The organism is Xanthomonas sp. NCPPB 1067 (assembly GCF_020783795.1).
Lineage (GTDB): Bacteria > Pseudomonadota > Gammaproteobacteria > Xanthomonadales > Xanthomonadaceae > Xanthomonas > Xanthomonas melonis.
Map to the genome: position 1 here is coordinate 1 of NZ_JAJGQG010000012.1, position 21,071 is coordinate 21,071.

The following is a 21,071-nucleotide window of genomic DNA, read 5'->3' on the forward strand; positions in this document are numbered from 1 at the left end:
ATCACCTCAATCCGCCGTAGCGTCTTTCCGTGTTGCGAGCCGCCCATCATAGCCGGCTTTTGCGTTTCGTCAACACCCTGGATCAGGGAATTTCCGAACCCTTCTGCGCTGTCACCGCGTTTGCGGGTCCGTTGCGTCGGGGGAGGCGAACTATAGGCCCCTAAAACCGTTTTGGGAAGAGCTTTGTGAAAGAAAAATCACCGCTGCCGCCAGAATCTTGCGCCACGCCTCAGACGCGCAGCCATCCGTGGCTTCAGCAGGCTTCTGAAGCCGCCACACGACATATAGATGTGGCGACATCCATCTGCGATTGCCGCTGCGCATCAGCCTTGCGCGCGTCAGCCGTTGACCAGCATCACCCGAGCGAAATTGCGCTTGCCGACCTGGATCACGCCCTCGAAACCTGGCGCGAACACACGCGCCGCGTCCTCGATGACCTCCCCATCGATCTTGACGGCGCGCTCCTTGAGCTTGCGCGTGGCTTCCGAGTTGCTCGGCGTGAGGCCGGCTGCGGTCAGCAGACCGGCGATACGCAGGCCCTCGGCCGGCACTGCAACCTCCTGCAACGGCAGCAGGCTGGTGTCGCCCTGCCCTGTCACCACGGCATGCCAGCCGGCAATCGCCTGCTCGGCGGTGGCCGCATCGTGAAACCGGGTGGCCAGTTCGCGCGCCAGCCGCAGTTTGACCTCACGCGGATGCAGCTCGCCGGCGGCGACCTGCTCCTTTAGACGCACCGCTTCGGCCACACCGATGTCGAAGGACAACAGATCGATCCAGCGCCAGGTCAGCTCATCGCCGATCTTCATGGTCTTGGTGACGATGTCGATGGCCGGCTCGTTGATGCCGATATAGTTGCCCAGCGATTTGGACATCTTGGCCACGCCATCCAGGCCTTCCAGCAGCGGCATGGTCAGCACGATCTGCGGGGCCTGACCGTAGTGCTCCTGCAGCCCTCGGCCCATCAGCAGGTTGAACTTCTGATCGGTCCCACCCAGTTCGACGTCCGCTTTCAAAGCCACCGAGTCGTAGCCTTGCACCAGGGGATAAAGGAATTCATGGATGGCGATCGGCTGCTGCCCGGCGAAGCGCTTGGCGAAGTCGTCGCGCTCGAGCATGCGAGCCACCGTGTGCTGGGCTGAGAGCTTGATCATGTCGGCGGCCGTCATCTGGCCGAACCACTCGGAGTTGAAACGCACTTCGGTGCGCTCGCGGTCCAGGATCTTGAAGACCTGCTCTTCATAGGTCCGCGCATTGGCCAGCACGTCCTCGCGGCTGAGCGGCTTACGGGTGACATTCTTGCCGCTGGGGTCGCCGATCATGCCGGTGAAGTCGCCGATCAGGAAAATGACCTGGTGCCCGAGCTGCTGGAACTGCCGCATCTTGTTCAGCAACACGGTGTGGCCCAGGTGCAGATCCGGCGCGGTGGGATCGAAGCCGGCTTTCACCCGTAGCGGCACACCCGATGTGAGCCGGGTTTCCAGCTGATCGAGCTTGAGGATCTCGTCGGCGCCGCGGCCGATGAGGGCGAGGGATTCTTCGATAGTGGCCAACCACGGACTCCAGCGGCGCTTGCCGTCAATAACGTGAATGATGTTAAACGCGGGTTAATTCCGCGCCAGGTGAAAATAATGAACAGGCTCAATGGTTTGACGCGCTGTTACAGCCTGTCTATGGTACCGGCGATTGGGCTCGCACTTCGAGCCAGCGAGGATATGGAACGATGCAGAACTCAGAGCAGGGCCGTGCACGCAAGCGGCGCTTTCACGAACGCCTCCACGTTCTCCACGACACTGCCCTGCATCGCAAGCTCAAGGCGCATCTTCCGGCGGCTTTCAACGACCGCTGGACGCGCCGCCACTGGATCCACGCCAGTCTGTTCGCCACCATCGGTGCGATGGTAGCGACCATCGTGCCAGGCTTCTCCAACGCGATCGATGCTCCGCTGTCCAGCCATTCCACGCTGGCGCTGCCGCTGCCACCGCTGGTACCCAGCCGCAAGCAACTGGCGCCGAGTACGGAATGGGAAATCCTGCAGGTCAAATCCGGGCAGACACTGAGCACCTTGTTCGGCGAGCTGGGAATTCCGACCGCGGTGATGTACCAGGTGCTGGCGCATCCCGGCACCAAGGAGGCGCTGACCAGGCTGCATCCGGGCGCTGAAATCGCCTTCGACATGCCCACGCCCGGCCAGTTGCGGGCGCTGCGCTTCGATCGTGACGACAGCCACCGGGTGGAACTGCGCCTGCTGGGCGACAGCGTGCGCGAGAAGGTGACCGAGCGCGCAACGACCACGCGCACCGTGGTGGCCAGTGGTGAAATCACCAGTTCGCTGTCTGCTTCGGCCGGCAAGTCGGGATTGTCGCCTGCGGCGGTGGCGATCATGACCGACGAGATCTTCAAGTACGACATCGACTTCGACAAGGATCTGCAGCCCGGCGACCGCTTCAGCGTGGTGCTGGACGAAACCTGGCGCGAAGGCGAGCGGATCGGTACCGGCGATATCCTGGCGGCCACCTTCACCACCGGCGGCAAGACCTATACCGGTTTTCGCTTCGAGCGCGCCGGCAAGCCCGCCGAGTATTACGACATCACCGGCCGGCCCTTGAAGAAGAGCTTCATCCGCATGCCGGTGGCGTATAGCCGGATCAGCTCCACCTTCGGCGCACGCCGGCATCCGGTGCTGGGCACGATGCGCATGCACAAGGGCGTGGACTACGCGGCGGCCTCGGGAACGCCGATCATGGCAGCCGGCGATGCACGGGTGGTGTTCGTCGGCACCCAACGCGGCTACGGCAATGTGGTCATCCTGGACCACGGCAAGAGCTACAGCACGCTGTACGGCCACATGTCGCGCTTCGGCAAGATCAAGGCCGGCCAGCGCATCAACCAGGGCACGGTGATCGGCTATGTCGGCATGACTGGTCTGGCGACCGGCCCCCATCTGCACTATGAATTCCGCGTGGGCGGGCAGCAGCGCAACCCGATGTCGGTGACCATGCCGCCGCCGGAGCCGTTGCAGGGCACCGAACTGGCCGCCTTCCGTGCGCAGACCGCACCGGCCATGGCGCGCATCGAGGGCATGGAAAAGCTGATCTACGCCGATGCCAGCAAGCCTGCCAAGGGCAAGTCGCGCGGCTGAGTCCGCGCAGCGGTGCGACGGTGGAAGCGGCGACGCGGGATAGATCCAGCCGAACGCCGACCCTGCATTCCGGCCACGCCGCTTGGCCGGGCAGCGGCGCAGCCGCGTGACACCGTCTGCTGCGCGCGATGCGGGTCGACACGTTGCACTCCCTGGGGTCGGAATCGCCCGCGTCCATGTTGGCGAACTGGGCGTCCTTGCTGGAGATGTCCGCCACCTGCGGAGCGCGGGGCGTCCCCAGCCGGCAACGGCACCTGTCCAGGCATTCGGCCTGACGGCGATGCGGGTCTCGCTCATCGGTGTCGAGCGTCAGACCGGTTGACGGGCACGGCCCGGCTGCACAAGCTGGCCGACCGTGCATTTCTGGCTTCGGCATGTCCGTCTTGGAACCCATTGACTCCCCGCTGTACCTGGGCCTGATGTCGGGCACCAGCGCCGATGGCATCGATGCTGCACTGGTGCGCTTTGCCGACGCCAACCATCGCCGCTGCGAACTGGTGGCGGGCACCACGGTGCCGTGGGCGCCGGCACTGCGCGATCGGCTGGTCGCGTTGGGACAGGGGGCGGAAACGGTCTGCATCGATGCGCTTGGGCGATTGGACGCCGAGGTCGGGCTGGCATTCGCCGCTGCCGCCAACCAGCTCATTGCCGAGACCGGGGTGCCACGTGAGCGTATCCGCGCGATCGGCTCGCACGGGCAGACCATTCGCCACCGACCCAACGGGAATCCGGCGTTCACCTGGCAGATCGGCGATGCCAGCCGGATCGCCGAGCACACCGGCATCACCACCGCGGCCGATTTCCGCCGGCGCGACGTCGCGGCCGGCGGCCAGGGCGCACCGCTGATGCCGGCCTTCCATCTGGCCATGCTGGGCACGGCCAACGAGGACCGTGCCGTCCTCAACCTGGGCGGCATCGGCAATCTGACCCTGATCCCACGCGACGGCACGGTGCTCGGCTTCGATACCGGACCTGCCAATGCCTTGCTGGACAGCTGGTGCCAGCAGCAGCACGGTACCGCGTTCGATGCGGAGGGCGCATTCGCCGCCAGCGGCCGGGTGGATGCCGCTCTGCTGCAGGCATTGCTGGCCGACCCGTGGTTTGCGCTGGCGCCTCCGAAGAGTACCGGGCGCGAACAGTTCCATCTGGCCTGGGTGATGCAGGCGATGGGCGAGGCCCGCCTGCGCCCGGCCGATGTGCAGGCGACCTTGCTCGAACTCACCGTTGTCACCGTGGCCGACGCCTTGCTGCGGCTGCAACCGCAGACCCGCCGGGTGCTGGTTTGTGGCGGCGGCGTGCGCAATCCGGTGCTGATGGCGCGCCTGGCGGCACGGCTGCCGGACGTGGTGGTGGAATCCAGCGCTCGCCATGGGCTGGATCCGGATTATCTGGAAGCGATGGGGTTTGCCTGGCTGGCAGCCGAGCTGCTGGCCGCGCGCCCGGCGAATCTGCCGGCGGTCACCGGGGCGGCGGGACCGCGGTTGCTGGGGGCGATCCATCCAGCCTGAGCAGCGACACGGGGAGAACGGTCGCGCTGTTTTCTCATGGTGGCCGCGTGTGCAGGTGCACGCCTGAGTTGTCGACCGACGCTGCCGCAGAACAGGAACAGGAGGACGCGCAAACCGCTGGCGATGACCTGTGCGGCCGAGCGGCCCGGGCGTCCTGGCAGGCGAGCCCTGTCAGCGCAATCGATGAGGTGTGTCTTCCGGGCCGGCACCGAACGCCCAGCGCCCGGACTGCCGCCGCCCGCTCAAGGGTTGTTCCCCGCCGGCAGCGCCTTGAGCGCAGCGATCGCCTCGGCCAGGGCATCGACTTCCGGGTGCTGCAGGCCGCCGGTGACCTCGTATTCGCTGGCGAACAGGCCCTGTTCGAGCAGATGCATGACGGTCTGGTGCTGCGTCCACCCGCGTGCGACGGAAATGCGGCGGATACGGTCCACCAGCAGCGGATCGATGTCACGCAACACCAGATCGGTCATGCCCTTCCTCGTGCACTACGCTGCCCCGCCTGCATCATCGACAACCTGGGCGGCCGTTTCAATCCGGGCGCCCATCGCGGGCATCCAGCCGCGGCCACAGCCAGGCAAGCAGGGCCAGCGTGGGAACCACGGTCAGGGCGCTGAGGATGAAGAAGGTGCTGTAGGAGGTGGCCTCGACCAGGAACCCGGACACACCGCCGGCGAATTTACCCGGCAAATTGGCCAGCGACACCAGCAAGGCGTACTGGGTGGCGGTGAAATTGCGATTTGTCAGCGATGACATGAAGGCCACCAGCACGGTGGCTGCGAAGCCCTGGAACAGGTTATCGGCGCTGAGCGCCGCATAGAACGCCCACAGCTTGGCCGGGTTGTGCGCCATCAGCAGGAACGCCAGGTTGGACAACGCCACACCCAGCGCAGCTACCAGCAACATGCGACGGAAGCCGAATGCCGCCACCGCCGCGCCACCGGCAAAGGCACCGACAATCCCGATCCACACGCCGAACAACTTGGACACGGTGGCGATGTCGGCCTTGGTGTAGCCGGAATCCAGATAGAAAGGTCCGGCCATCACGCCGATCACTTGGTCGGGGAATTTGTACAGGCCGACAAACAGCAACAGCACGATCCCCAGCGCCAGACCATTGCTGGAAAAGAAACTGGAGATGGGCTGCCAGAACGCCCCGGCCACATCGACGCGGCGGACCACCGTGGCTTCGGGTCGGTCGGGCTCGCGACACACCAGCGTGGTGATGATCGGCAGCAACATCAGCGCCGACATGCCCAGGTACGCCCAGGTCCAGTCGAGGTATTCGGCCATGTACAGCGCACCGGCGCCGCCCAGGATCAGGCCGATGCGGTACCCCAGGGTGTAGGTCGCGGCCAGCGCCGCCTGCGCGGTCTCCGGCGCGATTTCGATCCGATAGGCATCCACCACTGAATCCTGGGTGGCACCCCAGAACGAGGCGAACAGCACCCAGCTCACCAGCCCCGTCACGCTCAGGTCCGGGCGCGAGAACGCCAGCGCAACCAAACCAAGCGTGACGCCGATCTGCGCGACCAGCAGCCAGGAGCGGCGGCGGCCGAGGAAGGCCGTGAGCGGAAACGCATAGCGGTCGATCAGTGGCGCCCACAGGAACTTGAGCAGATAGAAGAAGCTGGCCAGGCTGATCAGGCCGATGCTGCCCAGGTCCAACCCGACATCGCGCAACCGTGTCGACAGCGTTTGCGAGGCGATCAGCAAGAACGGCAGGCCGCTGCCGAAACCGAGCAGTGCCATGGTCGCCGCCGATGGCGTGGCGAAGGCTTGCCGGATGCCGCGCAGGCCCTTGTACTTGGGTGCGGGCTTGCTCATGCGTGCGGCCGGTGGGATCGGATGCTGGTCGATGCAATGTGGGCAGTGTTAGCGACCGCAGCGCGGGCCGGTCTACCGTCAACGCACAATCGGCCCCCTGAGGGGTCTACGGCCATTGCGCTGCGGCGGGCTACCGCGCTCCCGCGCGCGATGCTCTCCTGCACCGCGCCAACAAAAGCACGCCAATCGTGGGTAGCGACACCCGCACTCAGTCTCGCGCCGACCAATTGCGCGCGCTCACTCACAGCGTGTAGTCCACGACGTACGGTGCGTGGTCGGAGAAGCGCTGCTCGCGGTAGATCGCGCAGGCCTGCAGGGCCTCGCGCAGGCCGGGGGTGACCAGCTGATAGTCGATGCGCCACCCCACGTTGTTGGCGCGCGCGGCGCCGCGGTTGCTCCACCAGGTGTAGTCCTGGCCCTGCGGATGCAGCACGCGATAACTGTCGACCCAGCCGCGGCCGTCGGCAGGACTGGCATCGCTGGCCACATCGGCGCACAGCCCGTTGAGCCAGTCGCGCTCGGGCGGCAGGCAGCCGGAATTCTTCTGGTTGGATTTCCAGTTCTTGATGTCCAGGGCGGTGCGCACGATGTTCCAGTCGCCGCACAGCACGTACTGCCGGCCGCTGGCCAGCCACTGGTCCAGGATCGGCCGCAGCCACTGCATCACCTGGAATTTGTAGTCCTGGCGCAATTCGCCCGACGAGCCGGACGGGATGTAGAAGGACACCACACTGAGGTTGCCGAAGCGCGCCTCGATATAGCGCCCTTCCTCGTCGAACTCGGGCCAGCCCAGCGCGGTGCGCACTTCGTCGGGTTCGCGCCTGGCGTAGATCGCGACGCCGCTATAGCCCTTCTTGGTGCTGGCGTCGCGAAACCAGGCCTTGTAGCCGGCCGGCAGGAACTCCGGGCCGGCCAGTTGGTGTTCCTGCGCCTTGGTCTCCTGGATGCACAGCACGTCCGCATCCTGGCCGACGAACCAGTCGAAGAAGCCCTTGCTGGCGGCCGAGCGTAGGCCGTTGGCGTTGAAACTGATGATGCGCATAGGTGAAGAGCTGGGATTCGGGAATGGGAATTGGAGTTCGTGAAAGCGTACCGCATCGGCGGATGCCGCAAGGCGCGACCGGCTATGCTTTCCAATCCCGAATCCCCACTCCCCGATCTCGTCACCATGACCGACCACCGCACCCGATTCCTGCAGCTGGCCCTGGCCGCCGACGCCCTGCGCTTTGGCGAGTTCACGCTCAAGTCGGGGCGGCTGAGCCCGTATTTCTTCAATGCCGGGCGCTTCGATTCGGGCGCCAAGACCGCGCAGCTGGCACAGTGCTATGCCGATGCGATCGATGCGGCCGGGGTGGACTTCGACCTGGTGTTCGGTCCGGCCTACAAGGGCATCCCGTTGGCGACCGCGGTGGCCTGCGCCTACGCCGCACGCGGCCGCGACCTGCCGCTGGCGTTCAACCGCAAGGAAGCCAAGGACCATGGCGAGGGCGGCAGCCTGATCGGTGCGCCGCTGGCTGGCCGCAAGGTGCTGATCGTCGATGACGTGATCACTGCCGGCACCGCGATCCGCGAGGCGCTGGGCATCATCCGTGCCGCCGGCGGTACCCCGGCCGGCATCGTGGTGGCGTTGGACCGGCAGGAGATCGCCTCCGAGCAGGACCGCCGCTCGGCGGCGCAGGCGGTGGCGGCCGAGGCCGGCATCGCGGTGATCGCGGTGGCCAACCTCGCCGATCTGCTTGCTTTTGCGGCGGGAAACGCCGACCTTGTCGGCTACCGGGAACCGCTGCTGGCCTATCGTGGCCGCTACGGCACCGACACCACGGGCTGACGGCAGGCGACAGGGGGCTGCGATGATGCCGAGACACCTCTCTTTGGCAGTGTTCGCCGTCGTCGTGGCGATGTTCGCCGTCGCGCCCGCCGGGGCGCAGGACAAGGCGGCGGCGAAGAAGCTGTATTGCTGGAACCAGAACGGTGCCAGGATCTGCAGCGACACCTTGCCGCCGGAAGCGGTGAACCAGGCGCGCGACGAATTCAACGCCAAGAGTGGCTTGCGCAGCGCCGAGGTGCAGCGCGCCATGAGCAGCGACGAGCGGGCGGCGGCGGCGGCCAGCGAGCAACAGCGCCAGGCCGACCTGGCTGCCGAGCAGATGCGCAAGCGCACCGATCAGGCGATGCTGATGTCGTATCAGAGCGAGGACGACCTGCGCCGGGTGTTCAACGAGCGTATCGCCATCGTCGACAACAACATCCATACCGCCCGCTTCAATGTGACCAGCCTGCGCGAGGGCCTGGCCAGCCTGCTGCGTGCGGCCGGCGACCGCGAACTGGCCGGCCAGGCGGTGGCCGACAAGCTGGCAGGCGACATCCAGCAACGCCACCGCGAACTGATGGCGCAACTGCGCCTGCAGACCAGCTTCGAGCAGCAGCGGGTGGCCCTGGACAGCGAGATCGCCGACATCTTGCAGCGCTACCGTGCCATGCAGACGCCGTCCGGCGGTGCCTCCCCCGCCGGCTGAGCCGCCCCGGTCATTCCAGCACGTGCCCCGGCGCCGCCGCAGGCGGCATTTCCCGATCCGACGCCCTGCCCGCATAATGGCCGGTCTTCCTCCTTGCCCACGAGGCTCTCCCGCATGGCCCGGATCATCGCCATTGCCAACCAGAAAGGCGGCGTCGGCAAGACCACGACGGCCGTCAATCTGGCGGCCGGCCTGGCGCGCGCGCCAAAGCGCGTGCTGCTGGTGGATCTGGACTCGCAGGGCAACGCCACCATGGGCAGCGGCATCGACAAGCGCGATGTGGCCGCCTCCACCTGCGACCTGTTGCTGGGCGAGAACAGCGCCGCCGACATCCGGGTCACCGCGCCGGAAGGCTTCGACCTGCTGCCGGGCAACATCGACCTGACCGCCGCCGAGATCCAGCTGATGGACCAGGGCGAGCGCGAGCAGCGGCTCAAGCGCGCGCTGGCGCCGATCCGCGACGCCTACGACTTCATCCTGATCGACTGCCCACCGGCACTGTCGCTGCTGACGCTCAACGCGCTGACCGCAGCCGATTCGGTCATCGTGCCGATGCAATGCGAGTACTACGCGCTGGAAGGGCTGACCGCGCTGCTGGAAACCATCGAAGCGCTGCGCGCCAACCTCAACCCGGCGCTGGAGATCGAAGGGGTTCTGCGTACGATGTTCGATATTCGCAACAACCTGGCCAATGCCGTGTCGGCCGAGCTGACCGAGCATTTCGGCGACAAGGTGTTCCGTACCATCGTGCCGCGCAACGTGCGCCTGGCCGAGGCGCCCAGCCATGGCCAGAGCATCGTGGGCTACGACCGTACCTCGCGCGGCGGGGTGGCCTACCTGGGCCTGGCCGGCGAAATCGTGCGCCGCCAGAACGACCGCAACAAGGCCGTTCGGCCCGTGGAGACCGTCTGATGAGCAAGCCGCCGCTGGCGAAGAAGCGTGGCCTGGGCCGTGGCCTGGAAGCGCTGTTGGGGCCGAAGGGCGCAGCAGCGGCAGCCGCTGCGGCACCGAGTGGCGCCGACGAGCCGGCCCTGCAGCCGGGCGACAGCCTGCGCACGCTGCCGGTCGCCCAGCTGCAACCGGGCAAGTACCAGCCGCGCCAGGAGATGGACGAGGTCAAGCTGGCCGAGCTCGCCGAGTCGATCAAGGCCCAGGGGGTGATCCAGCCGATCGTGGCGCGTGAGCTGGCGCCGGGACAGTTCGAGATCGTGGCCGGCGAGCGCCGCTGGCGCGCCTCGCAGCTGGCCGGGCTGAGCGAAGTCCCGGTGGTGGTGCGCGAGCTGGACGACCGCACCGTCATCGCGATGGCGCTGATCGAGAACATCCAGCGCGAAGACCTCAACCCGCTGGAAGAAGCGCAGGCGCTGCAGCGGCTGATCGACGAATTCTCGCTGACCCATGCCGAGGCCGCCGAAGCGGTAGGCCGCTCGCGCGCATCGGTGTCCAATCTGCTGCGGCTGCTGGAACTGCCGGTAGCGATCCGGGTGCTGCTGGAAACCCGTCGCCTGGAAATGGGCCATGCGCGCGCGCTGCTCACCCTGGCCCCGGAACTGGCCAGCAAGCTGGCGCAGGAAGCGGCAGACCAGGGCTGGTCGGTGCGCGAAGTGGAACATCGCGCGCAGCAGTTCGCCGCCGGCAAGGTGCCCGGCGCGCTGCGCAAGGGCAAGCCCGCGCCGGTGGCGCCGCAGGCCGATATCGCCTCGCTGGAAACCGAGCTGTCCGAATCGCTGGGTACCAGGGTGGTGTTCAATCACGGCCGCGGCGGCAAGGGCAAGCTGGTGATCCACTACACCGATCTGGACACGCTGGAAGGCGTGCTGGAACGCCTGCGCCTGCACAAGGGATGAGTCCACGGCCGCGCACGAGGAACGCCGATGCATCCTTCCAAGGTGGACCGTGCGCAGCTCCGGCGCCTGACCGACCTGCCCAATGTGGGGCCGGCCTGCGCACAGGATCTGCAAGTGCTCGGCATCCACGACCCGGCGCAGTTGCGTGACTGCGACGCGTTCGAGATGCATGCCATGCCCGGCTCTGCCAACGCACCGGCGTGCGGCACGACCCGTGCGTGATCGATGTGTTTCTGTCGATCGTGCGCTTCATGCAGGGCGAGCCGGCGCGCCACTGGTGGGAATTCAGCGCCGAGCGCAAGGCGATCCTGGCCAGCCGATCCGCGCCGGCGGCGGGGCCGTCACCGCGCGACCCAGCACCCCGAACTTGATGTCTTCAGGACGACTGCCATGACCATTCTCGTCACCGGCGCCGCCGGTTTCATCGGTGCCTACACCTGCCGCGCCCTGGCGGCGCGCGGTGAGGCGGTGGTGGGACTGGACAACTACAACAGCTACTACGACCCGCAGCTCAAGCGCGACCGGGTGGCGGCGCTGTGCCCCGATACCGACATCCGCGCGCTGGATCTGACCGATCGGGATGGCCTGGCCACACTGTTCGACCAGATCCAGCCGACCCGCGTGGTGCACCTGGCAGCGCAGGCCGGGGTGCGCTATTCGCTGGAAAACCCGCACGCTTACGTCGACAGCAACCTGGTCGGCTTCGTCAACGTGCTCGAACTGTGCCGGCATCGCGGCGTGCAACACCTGACGTATGCGTCCAGCAGCTCGGTGTACGGCGACTCCGCCACCCCGCCCTTCTCCGAGGACCAGCGCGTGGACCAGCCGCGGTCGTTGTATGCGGCGACCAAGGCGGCCAATGAGCTGATGGCGCATACCTACGCGCAACTCTATGGTCTGCGCGCCACCGGGCTGCGCTTTTTCACCGTGTATGGCCCATGGGGCCGGCCGGACATGGCGCCGCTGCTGTTCAGCCGCGCAGTGCTGGCCGGGCGCCCGATCGAGGTGTTCAACCACGGCAGGATGCAGCGCGACTTCACCTTCGTGGACGACATCGTGGCTGGCGTGCTCGGTGCGCTGGACACGCCCAGCGACGATCCGGTGCCGCACCGGGTCTTCAACCTGGGCAACCATACGCCGGTGGAACTGGAAACCTTCATCGAGGTGATCGCGCGGGCCGCCGGTCGTCCGGCCGAAAAGGTCTACAAGCCGATGCAGCCGGGCGACATGCTGCGCACCATGGCCGATACCCGGCGCGCGCAGGCGGCGTTCGGTTTCGCGCCGACCACGCCGGTCGAGCATGGGCTGCCGCAGGTGGTGGACTGGTGCCGGCACTATTTCGGCGACCGGGCCTGAGCGACCGACGCGCGGACAGCGGCACCGGCCTGGTCGGGCTCGGCCACGCCGCTGCGCGCCGGTACACTGCGGCGTGACGGATCGCTGGCTTCATGCCCTGGGCGGCCCCGAGTAACCTTGCCCTACACGCTTCAGGCCGCTTGTGCGCGTTCCGGCGCAGCGAAGACGAGCGCGCTTCATGCCCGGCTCAGACGCGCAGGGCACAATGCGCGATCTTTTCGCTCCGCTTTCCTCCGGTCACTACGAATCCATGAGCCAACCTCAGCTTTCCGTCGTCGTTCCGGTGTTCAACGAGCGCGATAACGTCGCGGCCCTGGTGGGCGAAATCGTCGCTGCGTTGCGCGGTCTGGTGGCCTTCGAAATCGTCTATGTCGACGACCATTCCCGCGACGACACCCTGGCGGTGCTGCAGGGCCTGAAGGCCACCACGCCGGAGCTGCGGGTGCTGCATCACGTGACCCAGAGCGGCCAGAGCACGGCGGTGCGCAGCGGCGTCAAGGCCGCGCGCGCCAGCTGGATCGCCACGCTCGACGGCGATGGCCAGAACGACCCGGCCGACATCCCCAAGCTGCTCATCGCGCGCAGCCAGGCCCAGCCGCAGGTCAAGCTGTTCGCCGGCTGGCGCGTCAACCGGCAGGATTCGGGGTCCAAGCGCTGGGCCAGCAAGTGGGCCAACGCGATCCGCTCGCGCATGCTGCAGGACAACACGCCCGATACCGGCTGCGGCATCAAGTTGTTCGAACGCGAGGCATTCCTGGACCTGCCGTACTTCGACCACATGCACCGCTACCTGCCGGCGCTGATGCAACGCGCCGGCTGGCGGACGGTGAGCGTGCCGGTCAATCACCGCCATCGCACCGCCGGCGTGTCCAAGTACAACAATCTCAACCGCGCGCTGGTGGGCATCCGCGACCTGCGCGGCGTGGCGTGGCTGATCACCCGCAGCAAGCGCACCGTGGTGGAGGAACGCTGATGGATGCGACGTTGCTGGACCAGCCACTGACCTGGCTGTACTGGACCGGCATCCACGTCACCGGCTGGAAGCTGATCGGCTACGTGGGCGCACTGATGTTCGGCGGCCGCTGGCTGGTGCAGTTCCTCGCCTCCAAACGTGCCGGCAAACCGGTGATCCCGCGCCTGTTCTGGTACATGAGCGTGGTCGGCAGCCTGATGACGCTGAGCTACTTCGTGTTTTCGGCCAAACAGGACTCGGTCGGCGTGCTGCAGAACCTGTTCCCGGCGTTCACCGCGGTCTACAGCCTGTATCTGGACGTCAAGCATCGCGGCTGGAAGCGCGATCGGGCTGGGCATTGACGGCCGGGATTGGGGATTCGTCGGTCGTCGGTCGCCGTCGCGCATACGTCGCGTTGATGGCTACATCGCTCCAGACGGGACCAGGTTGTCCGGGTGGCTGGCGGCATTGCGAGAACAAGGTGGCGCTGAGCGCCTGATTCTTACGCGGCGTTGCGCAGGTGGCCGACGTCTTGATGCGTGGCTGGATGATGTTGATGCCACGGCGGCATGGGCAGGCTGTGGGCATGTCCAGCGCGCCCCTCCCTTGTTCGGTTTTCGTGCCAGTTCCCACTGCGGCGTACTGGCATCTGTGCCTGCCCACCCATCAAGGCGTGCCGTTGTTTGCGGACTGGCGGTGCGCGCGCGCCGCCGCGGCGACCCTGGCGTTGGCACGTCATTGGCACGGCGCGCAGTTGCTGTGCTGGGTACTGCTGCCACATCGCTGGTGCGGCCTGCTGCAGGCGCCGGGCAAGGCGCTGTTGCTGCAACTGGCCAATTCCGCGCGGCTGGCAGCCGGCGAGGCGGTCAATCGTGCGCGCGGCCGCGGCGGGACGGTCTGGCAGCCGGAGATGCAGATGGCCGCACTTCCTGCAGACATCGATCGCCGACAATTCGCGCGTGGCCTGGTGGCCTTGCCGTTGCGCGCCGGCCTGGTCGACCAGATCGGCGCGTATCCGTACTGGGACGCGGTATGGCTGCAGCGCCACGGCCCGGAGGCCTTCGGGCGACCGGATGTGCCGGATGGGCGACAGCTGAGCGTCTTGGCAGCGTCAGCGCCGGCGAGCGCTGAGCATGCCTGACCGACCATCACCATCTGGCCGCGGTCGTGCCGTGCGGCGACCAACGGCACTGCCGCGGGCTTGACGACGCCGCTGGCGCTGTCGGCACATCGCGCTCAGAACGCCAGCGGATGCTCGGGCAGCAGCGCCTGCAACTCGCTGCGGAACAGCGCGCGGATACGCTCCAGTGCCGCCTCGCTGTCGGCTTCGAAACGCAGCACCAGGATCGGCGTGGTGTTGGAGGCGCGCACCAGGCCCCAGCCGTCGACGAAGTCCGCGCGCAGGCCGTCGATGGTCGACAACCGCGCCGATTCGAACGGCGATTCCTCCCCGTCCTGCGCGCGCGCGACAATACGCGCCACCAGCGCGTGCGCATCGCCTTCCACCGGCACCTTGATTTCCGGCGTGGACACGCTCTCAGGCAGGGCGTTCAGCACCTCGGACGGGCTCTCCTCGCGCTGGGCCAGGATCTCCAGCAGGCGCGCGGCTGCATAGATGCCGTCGTCGAACCCGAACCAGCGCTCCTTGAAGAAGAAGTGGCCGCTCATCTCGCCGGCCAGCTCGGCGTCGGTCTCGCGCATCTTGGACTTGATCAGCGAATGCCCGGTCTTCCACATCAGCGGGCTGCCGCCATTTCGCAACACGTAGTCGGACAGCTTGCCGGTGCACTTCACGTCGTAGATGACCAGCGCGCCGGGATTGCGCTGCAGCACATCGGCGGCAAACAACATCAGCAGACGGTCCGGGAACACCACCGCGCCTTCCTTGGTGACCACACCCAGACGATCGGCATCGCCGTCGAAGGCCACGCCGATGTCGGCGTCGAAGCGCTGCACCATCTTCACCAGATCGTCGAGATTGTGCGGCTCGCTCGGGTCGGGGTGATGGTTGGGGAAGGTTCCGTCGATGTCGCAATACAGCGGGATGACCTCGGCGCCGATCGCCTCCAGCAGGCGCGGCGCGAGCTCGCCGGCCACGCCGTTGCCGGCATCCACCACGACCTTGATCGGACGGTCGAGCTGCACGTCGTCGGCGATGCGCTGGATGTACGCATCGCCGATGTCGCGCTGCTCCAGCTCGCCGGGCGTGGCGGCGGTATGCAGGCGACCCTGGTTGATGCGCTGATGCAGTTCAGCAATGGCCGCACCGGACAGCGTCTCGCCGCCGATCACGATCTTGAAGCCGTTGTAGTCGGGCGGGTTGTGGCTGCCGGTCACTGCCACGCAGCTGCCGGCACGCAGTTCATAGGCGCCGAAGTACACCAGCGGCGTCGGCGCCAATCCGATATCGGTGACGTTGCAGCCGGCGCGGCGCAGGCCCTCGATCAGGCCGCTGGTCAGCTCCGGTCCGGACAGCCGTCCGTCGCGGCCCACCACCACATCGCGCAGACCCTGCGCCTGCATGACGCTGCCGATGGCCTGCCCGATCAATGCGGCGACGCCGGGATTGAGATCCTTGCCGACCACGCCGCGGATATCGTAGGCGCGGAATATGTCCGTGGCGACCTGCACCGCCGGCAACAGCGGCGGTGGCGCCGGTAGTGCGTCGGGCTCCACCGCCGCAGCTTCGCTGGCAAGGCTGGCGTCGTGCTGCAGGCTTTGACCGAAGGTCGGTTCATCGAGCGCCGACTCGCCGGCGACGCGGCGTCGGCGCGGCAGCGCCACCCGACCACGGCTGGCCAGCACGGACAACACGGCAATGGCCAGCAGCAGTGCGGCCACGATGGCGCAGCCGACAGCCCCCAGACCCAACGGGCCGCTGTCGCGCTGCGGGACCGCGGCCGCCACACGCAGGCCGCTGGTACCCAGCGGCTTGGCCAGCGTTTCGGCAGCATCGGCCAGCGCCGCGTCGCCCTGCTGCACGACGTTGAAACTGCCTTGGCGCAAGGCCAGGTAGGCGCTGCCGGGCACGGCGATGGCGTCCAGCGGGCCGGTCAGGCGCAGCAATGGCAGCCGTGCGTACGCCACCGCCGGCTGCGCACCCAGGCGCACCGCTGCCGCCACGCCCAGACGCACCTGCTTGGCGTCACGCACCACGCGCACCTGCGCGCGCTCGGCGAGCAGCGCCGATTCGAGCAGGCTCAGCCTTGCATAACCGAAGTCCTTCGGATTGGCATAGGCCGCGGCGAGATCGCCGGGCAGCACCTGCACGTCCTCGGCGCCCTTGAAACGCTCGCGGATGGCCGAGGCGGCCGCCAAGGCGTCGCCGTTGCCCAGCGCGGCAGCCACCGCCGGCTGCTTGAGGACGGCATCGAGTTGGCCGGCCTGCGCGGCCATCGCCTGGCTGACCTCCTGCACGGCGCGGTCGCGCGCGTGTTCCAGATCCTGCGCGATGGCCTCTTCATGCCACTGCGCATAGCTGTTCCAGCCGAACCAGGCGGCCAGCAGCAGCAACATGCCCCCCAACACCGGACCGCTCGTACGCACGCTGGACATCGACTGCCTGCGCTCGTTCGCCTTGCTCATGTGACTCCCCAGTCAGCGCACCCCGGTATGGCCGAATCCACCCGCTCCCCGCGCGCTGTCGACGAAAGTATCCACCACTTGCAAGCCCACGCGCACGATCGGAAGGATCACCAGCTGCGCGATACGGTCGCCCGGTTCGATGGTGAAGGCCTCGCGGCCGCGATTCCAGGTACTGATGAGCAGTGGGCCCTGGTAGTCGGCATCGATGAGCCCGGTGCCGTTGCCGAGCACGATGCCGTGACGGTGGCCCAGGCCAGAGCGCGGCAACACCACGGCGCACAGTTGTGGGTCGGCCAGATGGATGGCGATACCGCTGGGTATCAGCGCCGCATCGCCAGGCTCCAGGGTCATCGGCGCTTCCAGCGCGGCACGCAGGTCCATGCCTGCGCTGGCCTCGGTGGCGTAGGCCGGCAGCGGCCACACGTCGCCAAAACGCGGGTCGAGCAACTTCACCTGCAGGGAGTGGATCGGGTAGCTCATGCCTGCAACCTCTCCGCAATCAGGGCCAGCAGCTGGTCGGCCAGCTGGGTCTTGCTGCTGCTTGGGAACACGCGCTCGCCGCCCTGCCAGTAAGCGGTGGCGGCGTTATTGTCGCTTTCGAAACCGCCGCCTTCGATTCCCACCTGATTGGCGATGATCAGATCCAGCCGTTTGGCCGCCAGCTTGCCACGCGCGTAATGCTCCACGTCGTGCGTTTCGGCTGCAAAACCGACCACCAGTTTCAGTGCGCCGGTCTGGGCGGCGACCTCGGACAGGATATCCGGCGTGCGCACCAGCTCCAGAGTCAGCGTCTCGCCGGTTTTCTTGATTTTCTGCGCGACCACCCGTTTGGGCGTGTAGTCGGCCACCGCCGCCGCGCCGATATAGATGTCGGCCGGGAACGCGCCCAGCACCGCATCGCGCATCTGCACGGCCGAGCGCACATCGATGCGCTGCACGCCGGGCGGCGTGGTCTGGTGGACCGGGCCGCTGACCAGCACCACGTCGGCGCCCTGACGGGCGGCGGCGGCGGCCAGTGCGTAGCCCATCTTGCCGCTGCTACGGTTGCCGACGTAGCGCACCGGGTCCAGGTCCTCGAATGTGGGGCCGGCGCTGATCACCACACGCAGGCCCTCCAGCTGCGCGCTGCTGGGAACGAATGCCGGGGTAGCGGCAGACGGGGCGGCAGCGGGCGGGGCGGTCACGGCGTCGGCACCTGCCAGCGCAGCGACGATCGCCGCCGGATCGGCCAACCGGCCGGGGCCGGATTCGCCTTCGGCCAATGGACCGTCCTCCGGACCGACCACCGCCACGCCGCGCGCGCGCAAGGTGGCGATGTTGGCCTGGGTGGCCGGGTGCAGCCACATGCGATGGTTCATCGCCGGGGCAACGGTCAACGGGGCGGTGGTCGCCAGGCACAGCGTGGTGACCAGATCGTCGGCCAGGCCATGCGCCAGCCGCGCCAGCAGATCCGCAGTGGCCGGGGCCACGATGACCCGATCGGCCCAGCGCGCCAGTTCGATATGCCCCATCGCCTGCTCGGCGGCGCTGTCCCACAGCGTGGTGCGGGTCGGTTGCCCGGAGAGCGCCTGGAAGCTCAGCGGGGTGACGAACTGTTGCGCGCCGCCGGTCATGGCAACCTGCACCTGCGCGCCGGCGTCACGCAGGCGACGGACCAGTTCGAGCGATTTGTAAGCGGCGATGCCCCCGCCGACGCACAGCAATAAACGCTGCCCGTCCAGGGGGCGGGCCTGAGTGGAGCCGATCACGTCGGGGTCGTCCTACGGTTACAAGGACAACTAGATTAGCCGATGGCCCTGCCTGCCCTGATAGGCGTGGGCGATAAGCATCGGCAATCTGGCCATATGCACATACACGACTGGCCCAGCACCGAACGACCGCGCGAAAAACTCCTGGCGCGCGGCGCGCCCGCGCTCTCCGATGCCGAGCTGCTGGCAATCTTCGTCGGCTCGGGGCTGCGCGGCCAGGATGCGGTCAAGACCGCGCGCGAACTGCTGCATCGGCACGGCCCGCTACGGGTGCTGTTGGACCGCCCGGCTCCGGCCCTGGCCCGCCTGCCCGGCCTGGGACCGGCCTCGGCCTGCAAGCTCAATGCGGCGCTGGAGCTGGCGCACCGTCATCTGATGAGCGGACTGGAGCGCGGCGAAGCACTCAGTGACCCGCCTAGCGTGGGCCGCTACTTCTCGCAACGGCTGCGTGCCCGCGCCTACGAGGTGTTCGCGGTGCTGTTCCTGGACAACCGCCACCGCGCGATCGCGTTCGAGGAGATGTTCACCGGCACCATCGACGGCGCCGACATCCATCCGCGCGAAGTGGTGCGCAAGGCCTTGCTGCATAACGCTGCGGCGATAATCGTCGGACACAACCACCCCTCCGGTAATCCGCAACCCTCCGAGGCCGATCGTGCCGTCACCCGACGTCTGCAGCAGGGGCTTGACCTGGTGGATATCCGCCTGCTGGACCACTTCGTGATCGGCGACGGCCGCCCGGTATCGCTGGCCGAGCGCGGCTGGCTGGAATGAGTCTGCCGCCCCCGACCTGAACCATCGGCCGGATCCTGCGGCGCGCGGTCGGGTAAAATCGCTGGTTTGGTTCCAAGCAGATCCCACGTGAAAGCCCTACTCTGCGCACTGATCGGCCAAGGCATCGAAGCCTTGCGCGCCAACGGCACCCTGCCTGCCGACACCTTGCCGCCGGATTTTGTGGTCGAGCGACCCAAGACCCGCGAGCACGGCGACTTCGCCACCAATGCCGCGATGCTGCTGGCCAAGGCCGCGCGCAGCAATCCGCGCGCGCTGGCGCAGGCGCTGGTGGCTGCCCTGCCGGCCAGCGACGACGTGGCCAAGGTCGACATCGCCGGCCCCGGCTTCATCAATTTCCACCTGGCGCCCACCGCGTATCAGCGCGAAGTGGCGCATGTGATCAAGCAGGGCCACGATTACGGTCGCGGGCTGGCCGGTAACGGCCGCTCGGTGGGCGTGGAATACGTGTCGGCGAACCCGACCGGCCCGTTGCATGTCGGCCACGGCCGCGCCGCAGCGATCGGCGACAGCCTGGCGCGCGTGCTCGATGCAAATGGCTGGAACGTCAAGCGCGAGTTCTACTACAACGATGCCGGGGTGCAGATCGAGAACCTGGCGCTGTCGGTGCAGGCGCGCGCGCAGGGGCTCACCCCCGACAGCGACGGCTGGCCGGAGAACGGCTACCGCGGCGACTACATCGCCGACGTGGCCAATGCCTATCTGGCCGGCGACACGGTCGACCTGGAAGGCCACCTGGTGACCGGCACCAAGGATCCGGCCGATCTTGAATCGATCCGCCGCTTCGCGGTGGCGTACCTGCGCAACGAGCAGAACCACGATCTGGCCGCGTTCCGGGTCGACTTCGATATCTATTTCCTGGAAAGCTCGCTGTACAAGGACGGCAAGGTCGAAGAGGCGGTGCAGAAGCTGATCGCCTCCGGCCACACCTACGAGGAAGGCGGCGCGTTGTGGCTGAAGTCCACCGACTTCGGCGACGACAAGGACCGCGTGATGCGCAAGTCCGACGGCACCTACACCTATTTCGTGCCGGACGTGGCCTACCACCTGACCAAGTGGCAGCGCGGCTACGAACGCGCCATCACCGAACTGGGTGCCGACCACCACGGTTCGCTGACCCGCGTGCGCGCCGGCCTGCAGGCGTTGGAGCTGGGCATCCCGCAGGGCTGGCCGGAATACGTGCTGCACCAGATGGTCACCGTGATGCGCAGCGGCGAGGAGGTGAAGCTGTCCAAGCGTGCCGGCAGCTACGTCACCCTGCGCGATCTGATCGAGGAAACCAGCGCCGATGCGGTGCGCTGGTTCCTGATCGCGCGCAAGCCCGATTCGCAGCTTACCTTCGACATCGATCTGGCGCGCGCGCAGAGCAACGACAACCCGGTGTTCTACGTGCAGTACGCGCATGCACGCGTGTGCAGCGTGCTGCGCCAGGCACAGGAAAAGGGCTACAAGTACGACCAGGCCAATGGGCTGAACCAGCTGGCGTGCCTGGACGACGAGCATTCGCTTGCGGTGATGCTGGAACTGTCGCGTTATCCGGAAGTGGTGGAAATTGCCGGTCAGGCGCTGGAGCCGTACCAGATCGCGCAATACCTGCGTGAATTGGCGCATGCCTTCCACACGTGGTATCACAACAGCAAGGTGCTGGTGGACGATGCCGCCGAGCGCGATGCCAAACTCACACTCGCCGTCGCCGCCCAGCAAGTGCTCGCCAACGGTCTGGAGCTGCTTGGCGTCAGCGCGCCGGAAAAGATGTAGGCAGGCACGAGGCGACGCCGGGCGGGGCACTCCCCGTGCGGCAGCG

The 21,071-nt window shown here is 67.3% G+C and carries 19 protein-coding genes and 1 pseudogene; 13 read left to right on the forward strand and 7 right to left on the reverse strand.

Annotation, left to right across the window (positions count from 1 at the left end):
• Positions 1-338 precede the first annotated feature (338 nt).
• Complete coding sequence (gene tyrS / locus LL962_RS10885; RefSeq protein ID WP_104588902.1) at positions 339-1,550, reverse strand: tyrosine--tRNA ligase; 1,212 nt, start codon at positions 1,548-1,550, stop codon at positions 339-341.
• 170 nt (positions 1,551-1,720) lie between these two features.
• Between tyrS and LL962_RS10890 the strand changes: the two genes are divergently transcribed.
• On the forward strand, positions 1,721-3,139 hold the full coding sequence (locus LL962_RS10890; RefSeq protein ID WP_228316909.1) for a M23 family metallopeptidase: 1,419 nt from the start codon (positions 1,721-1,723) through the stop codon (positions 3,137-3,139).
• Between the two features lie 374 nt (positions 3,140-3,513).
• Positions 3,514-4,647, forward strand: coding sequence for an anhydro-N-acetylmuramic acid kinase (locus LL962_RS10895; RefSeq protein ID WP_228316910.1), 1,134 nt, complete (start codon positions 3,514-3,516; stop codon positions 4,645-4,647).
• A gap of 242 nt (positions 4,648-4,889) precedes the next feature.
• Here the strand turns inward: LL962_RS10895 and LL962_RS10900 are convergent, their stop codons facing one another.
• From LL962_RS10900 to LL962_RS10910, 3 genes are all read right to left on the reverse strand, one after another.
• Positions 4,890-5,117 carry a hypothetical protein gene (locus tag LL962_RS10900; protein WP_047692723.1) on the reverse strand — a complete coding sequence of 76 codons (228 nt, stop codon included), beginning with the start codon at positions 5,115-5,117 and terminating at the stop codon, positions 4,890-4,892.
• A gap of 58 nt (positions 5,118-5,175) precedes the next feature.
• The gene (locus LL962_RS10905) at positions 5,176-6,471 is read right to left on the reverse strand and encodes an AmpG family muropeptide MFS transporter (RefSeq protein ID WP_228316911.1); all 1,296 of its coding nucleotides are present in this window, start codon (positions 6,469-6,471) and stop codon (positions 5,176-5,178) included.
• A 241-nt stretch (positions 6,472-6,712) separates the two neighbouring features.
• Entirely contained in the window at positions 6,713-7,513 is an 801-nt protein-coding gene (locus LL962_RS10910; protein ID WP_228316912.1) for an exodeoxyribonuclease III, read from the reverse strand.
• Positions 7,514-7,639: 126 nt separating this feature from the next.
• On the opposite strand from LL962_RS10910, the gene pyrE reads away from it, so the two are divergent.
• The 9 genes and pseudogenes from pyrE (at position 7,640) to LL962_RS10955 (ending at position 14,283) form a co-directional block, all read left to right on the forward strand.
• On the forward strand, positions 7,640-8,299 hold the full coding sequence (pyrE, locus tag LL962_RS10915) for an orotate phosphoribosyltransferase (protein WP_104588896.1): 660 nt from the start codon (positions 7,640-7,642) through the stop codon (positions 8,297-8,299).
• A gap of 22 nt (positions 8,300-8,321) precedes the next feature.
• Positions 8,322-8,987, forward strand: coding sequence for a hypothetical protein (locus LL962_RS10920; RefSeq protein WP_228316913.1), 666 nt, complete (start codon positions 8,322-8,324; stop codon positions 8,985-8,987).
• A gap of 114 nt (positions 8,988-9,101) precedes the next feature.
• On the forward strand, positions 9,102-9,899 hold the full coding sequence (locus LL962_RS10925; protein WP_104588895.1) for a ParA family protein: 798 nt from the start codon (positions 9,102-9,104) through the stop codon (positions 9,897-9,899).
• Entirely contained in the window at positions 9,899-10,834 is a 936-nt protein-coding gene (locus LL962_RS10930) for a ParB/RepB/Spo0J family partition protein (RefSeq protein ID WP_104588894.1), read from the forward strand. Before LL962_RS10925 ends, LL962_RS10930 begins: the two co-directional genes overlap by 1 nt.
• A gap of 27 nt (positions 10,835-10,861) precedes the next feature.
• Positions 10,862-11,205 (forward strand): annotated as a pseudogene (locus tag LL962_RS10935) (helix-hairpin-helix domain-containing protein).
• Between the two features lie 19 nt (positions 11,206-11,224).
• On the forward strand, positions 11,225-12,190 hold the full coding sequence (locus tag LL962_RS10940; RefSeq protein ID WP_228316914.1) for an NAD-dependent epimerase/dehydratase family protein: 966 nt from the start codon (positions 11,225-11,227) through the stop codon (positions 12,188-12,190).
• A 250-nt stretch (positions 12,191-12,440) separates the two neighbouring features.
• A complete protein-coding gene (locus LL962_RS10945) occupies positions 12,441-13,163 on the forward strand; it encodes a glycosyltransferase family 2 protein (RefSeq protein WP_104540963.1) in 723 nt (240 codons plus the stop codon).
• Positions 13,163-13,504: a lipid-A-disaccharide synthase N-terminal domain-containing protein gene (locus tag LL962_RS10950; RefSeq protein WP_104588891.1), complete on the forward strand. Its 342-nt coding sequence runs from the start codon at positions 13,163-13,165 to the stop codon at positions 13,502-13,504. Before LL962_RS10945 ends, LL962_RS10950 begins: the two co-directional genes overlap by 1 nt.
• A gap of 185 nt (positions 13,505-13,689) precedes the next feature.
• The gene (locus LL962_RS10955; protein ID WP_343237484.1) at positions 13,690-14,283 is read left to right on the forward strand and encodes a hypothetical protein; all 594 of its coding nucleotides are present in this window, start codon (positions 13,690-13,692) and stop codon (positions 14,281-14,283) included.
• A gap of 95 nt (positions 14,284-14,378) precedes the next feature.
• On the opposite strand, the gene LL962_RS10960 is transcribed toward LL962_RS10955, so the two are convergent.
• From LL962_RS10960 to coaBC, 3 genes are read right to left on the reverse strand one after another with little or no spacing between them, the layout of a single operon-like run.
• Entirely contained in the window at positions 14,379-16,727 is a 2,349-nt protein-coding gene (locus LL962_RS10960; RefSeq protein WP_228316915.1) for a phosphomannomutase/phosphoglucomutase, read from the reverse strand.
• Between the two features lie 12 nt (positions 16,728-16,739).
• Positions 16,740-17,207: a dUTP diphosphatase gene (gene dut / locus LL962_RS10965; protein WP_104588890.1), complete on the reverse strand. Its 468-nt coding sequence runs from the start codon at positions 17,205-17,207 to the stop codon at positions 16,740-16,742.
• A complete protein-coding gene (gene coaBC / locus LL962_RS10970) occupies positions 17,204-18,475 on the reverse strand; it encodes a bifunctional phosphopantothenoylcysteine decarboxylase/phosphopantothenate--cysteine ligase CoaBC (protein ID WP_104588889.1) in 1,272 nt (423 codons plus the stop codon). Before coaBC ends, dut begins: the two co-directional genes overlap by 4 nt.
• 96 nt (positions 18,476-18,571) lie before the next feature.
• Between coaBC and radC the strand changes: the two genes are divergently transcribed.
• Complete coding sequence (gene radC / locus LL962_RS10975) at positions 18,572-19,249, forward strand: RadC family protein (protein ID WP_255626274.1); 678 nt, start codon at positions 18,572-18,574, stop codon at positions 19,247-19,249.
• An 87-nt stretch (positions 19,250-19,336) separates the two neighbouring features.
• Positions 19,337-21,025: an arginine--tRNA ligase gene (gene argS, locus LL962_RS10980; protein ID WP_228316916.1), complete on the forward strand. Its 1,689-nt coding sequence runs from the start codon at positions 19,337-19,339 to the stop codon at positions 21,023-21,025.
• The last annotated feature ends 46 nt before the right edge of the window (positions 21,026-21,071 follow it).

Coding starts and splice junctions, on each gene's coding strand:
- LL962_RS10890 (WP_228316909.1), top strand. CDS start 1,721: ATGCAGAACTCAGAGCAGGGCCGTGCACGCAAGCGGCGCTTTCACGAA.
- LL962_RS10960 (WP_228316915.1), bottom strand. CDS start 16,727: ATGAGCAAGGCGAACGAGCGCAGGCAGTCGATGTCCAGCGTGCGTACG.
- LL962_RS10945 (WP_104540963.1), top strand. CDS start 12,441: ATGAGCCAACCTCAGCTTTCCGTCGTCGTTCCGGTGTTCAACGAGCGC.
- LL962_RS10925 (WP_104588895.1), top strand. CDS start 9,102: ATGGCCCGGATCATCGCCATTGCCAACCAGAAAGGCGGCGTCGGCAAG.
- LL962_RS10900 (WP_047692723.1), bottom strand. CDS start 5,117: ATGACCGATCTGGTGTTGCGTGACATCGATCCGCTGCTGGTGGACCGT.
- LL962_RS10955 (WP_343237484.1), top strand. CDS start 13,690: ATGATGTTGATGCCACGGCGGCATGGGCAGGCTGTGGGCATGTCCAGC.
- pyrE (WP_104588896.1), top strand. CDS start 7,640: ATGACCGACCACCGCACCCGATTCCTGCAGCTGGCCCTGGCCGCCGAC.
- LL962_RS10895 (WP_228316910.1), top strand. CDS start 3,514: ATGTCCGTCTTGGAACCCATTGACTCCCCGCTGTACCTGGGCCTGATG.
- dut (WP_104588890.1), bottom strand. CDS start 17,207: ATGAGCTACCCGATCCACTCCCTGCAGGTGAAGTTGCTCGACCCGCGT.
- LL962_RS10910 (WP_228316912.1), bottom strand. CDS start 7,513: ATGCGCATCATCAGTTTCAACGCCAACGGCCTACGCTCGGCCGCCAGC.
- LL962_RS10950 (WP_104588891.1), top strand. CDS start 13,163: ATGGATGCGACGTTGCTGGACCAGCCACTGACCTGGCTGTACTGGACC.
- LL962_RS10930 (WP_104588894.1), top strand. CDS start 9,899: ATGAGCAAGCCGCCGCTGGCGAAGAAGCGTGGCCTGGGCCGTGGCCTG.
- LL962_RS10905 (WP_228316911.1), bottom strand. CDS start 6,471: ATGAGCAAGCCCGCACCCAAGTACAAGGGCCTGCGCGGCATCCGGCAA.
- LL962_RS10920 (WP_228316913.1), top strand. CDS start 8,322: ATGATGCCGAGACACCTCTCTTTGGCAGTGTTCGCCGTCGTCGTGGCG.
- LL962_RS10940 (WP_228316914.1), top strand. CDS start 11,225: ATGACCATTCTCGTCACCGGCGCCGCCGGTTTCATCGGTGCCTACACC.
- radC (WP_255626274.1), top strand. CDS start 18,572: ATGCACATACACGACTGGCCCAGCACCGAACGACCGCGCGAAAAACTC.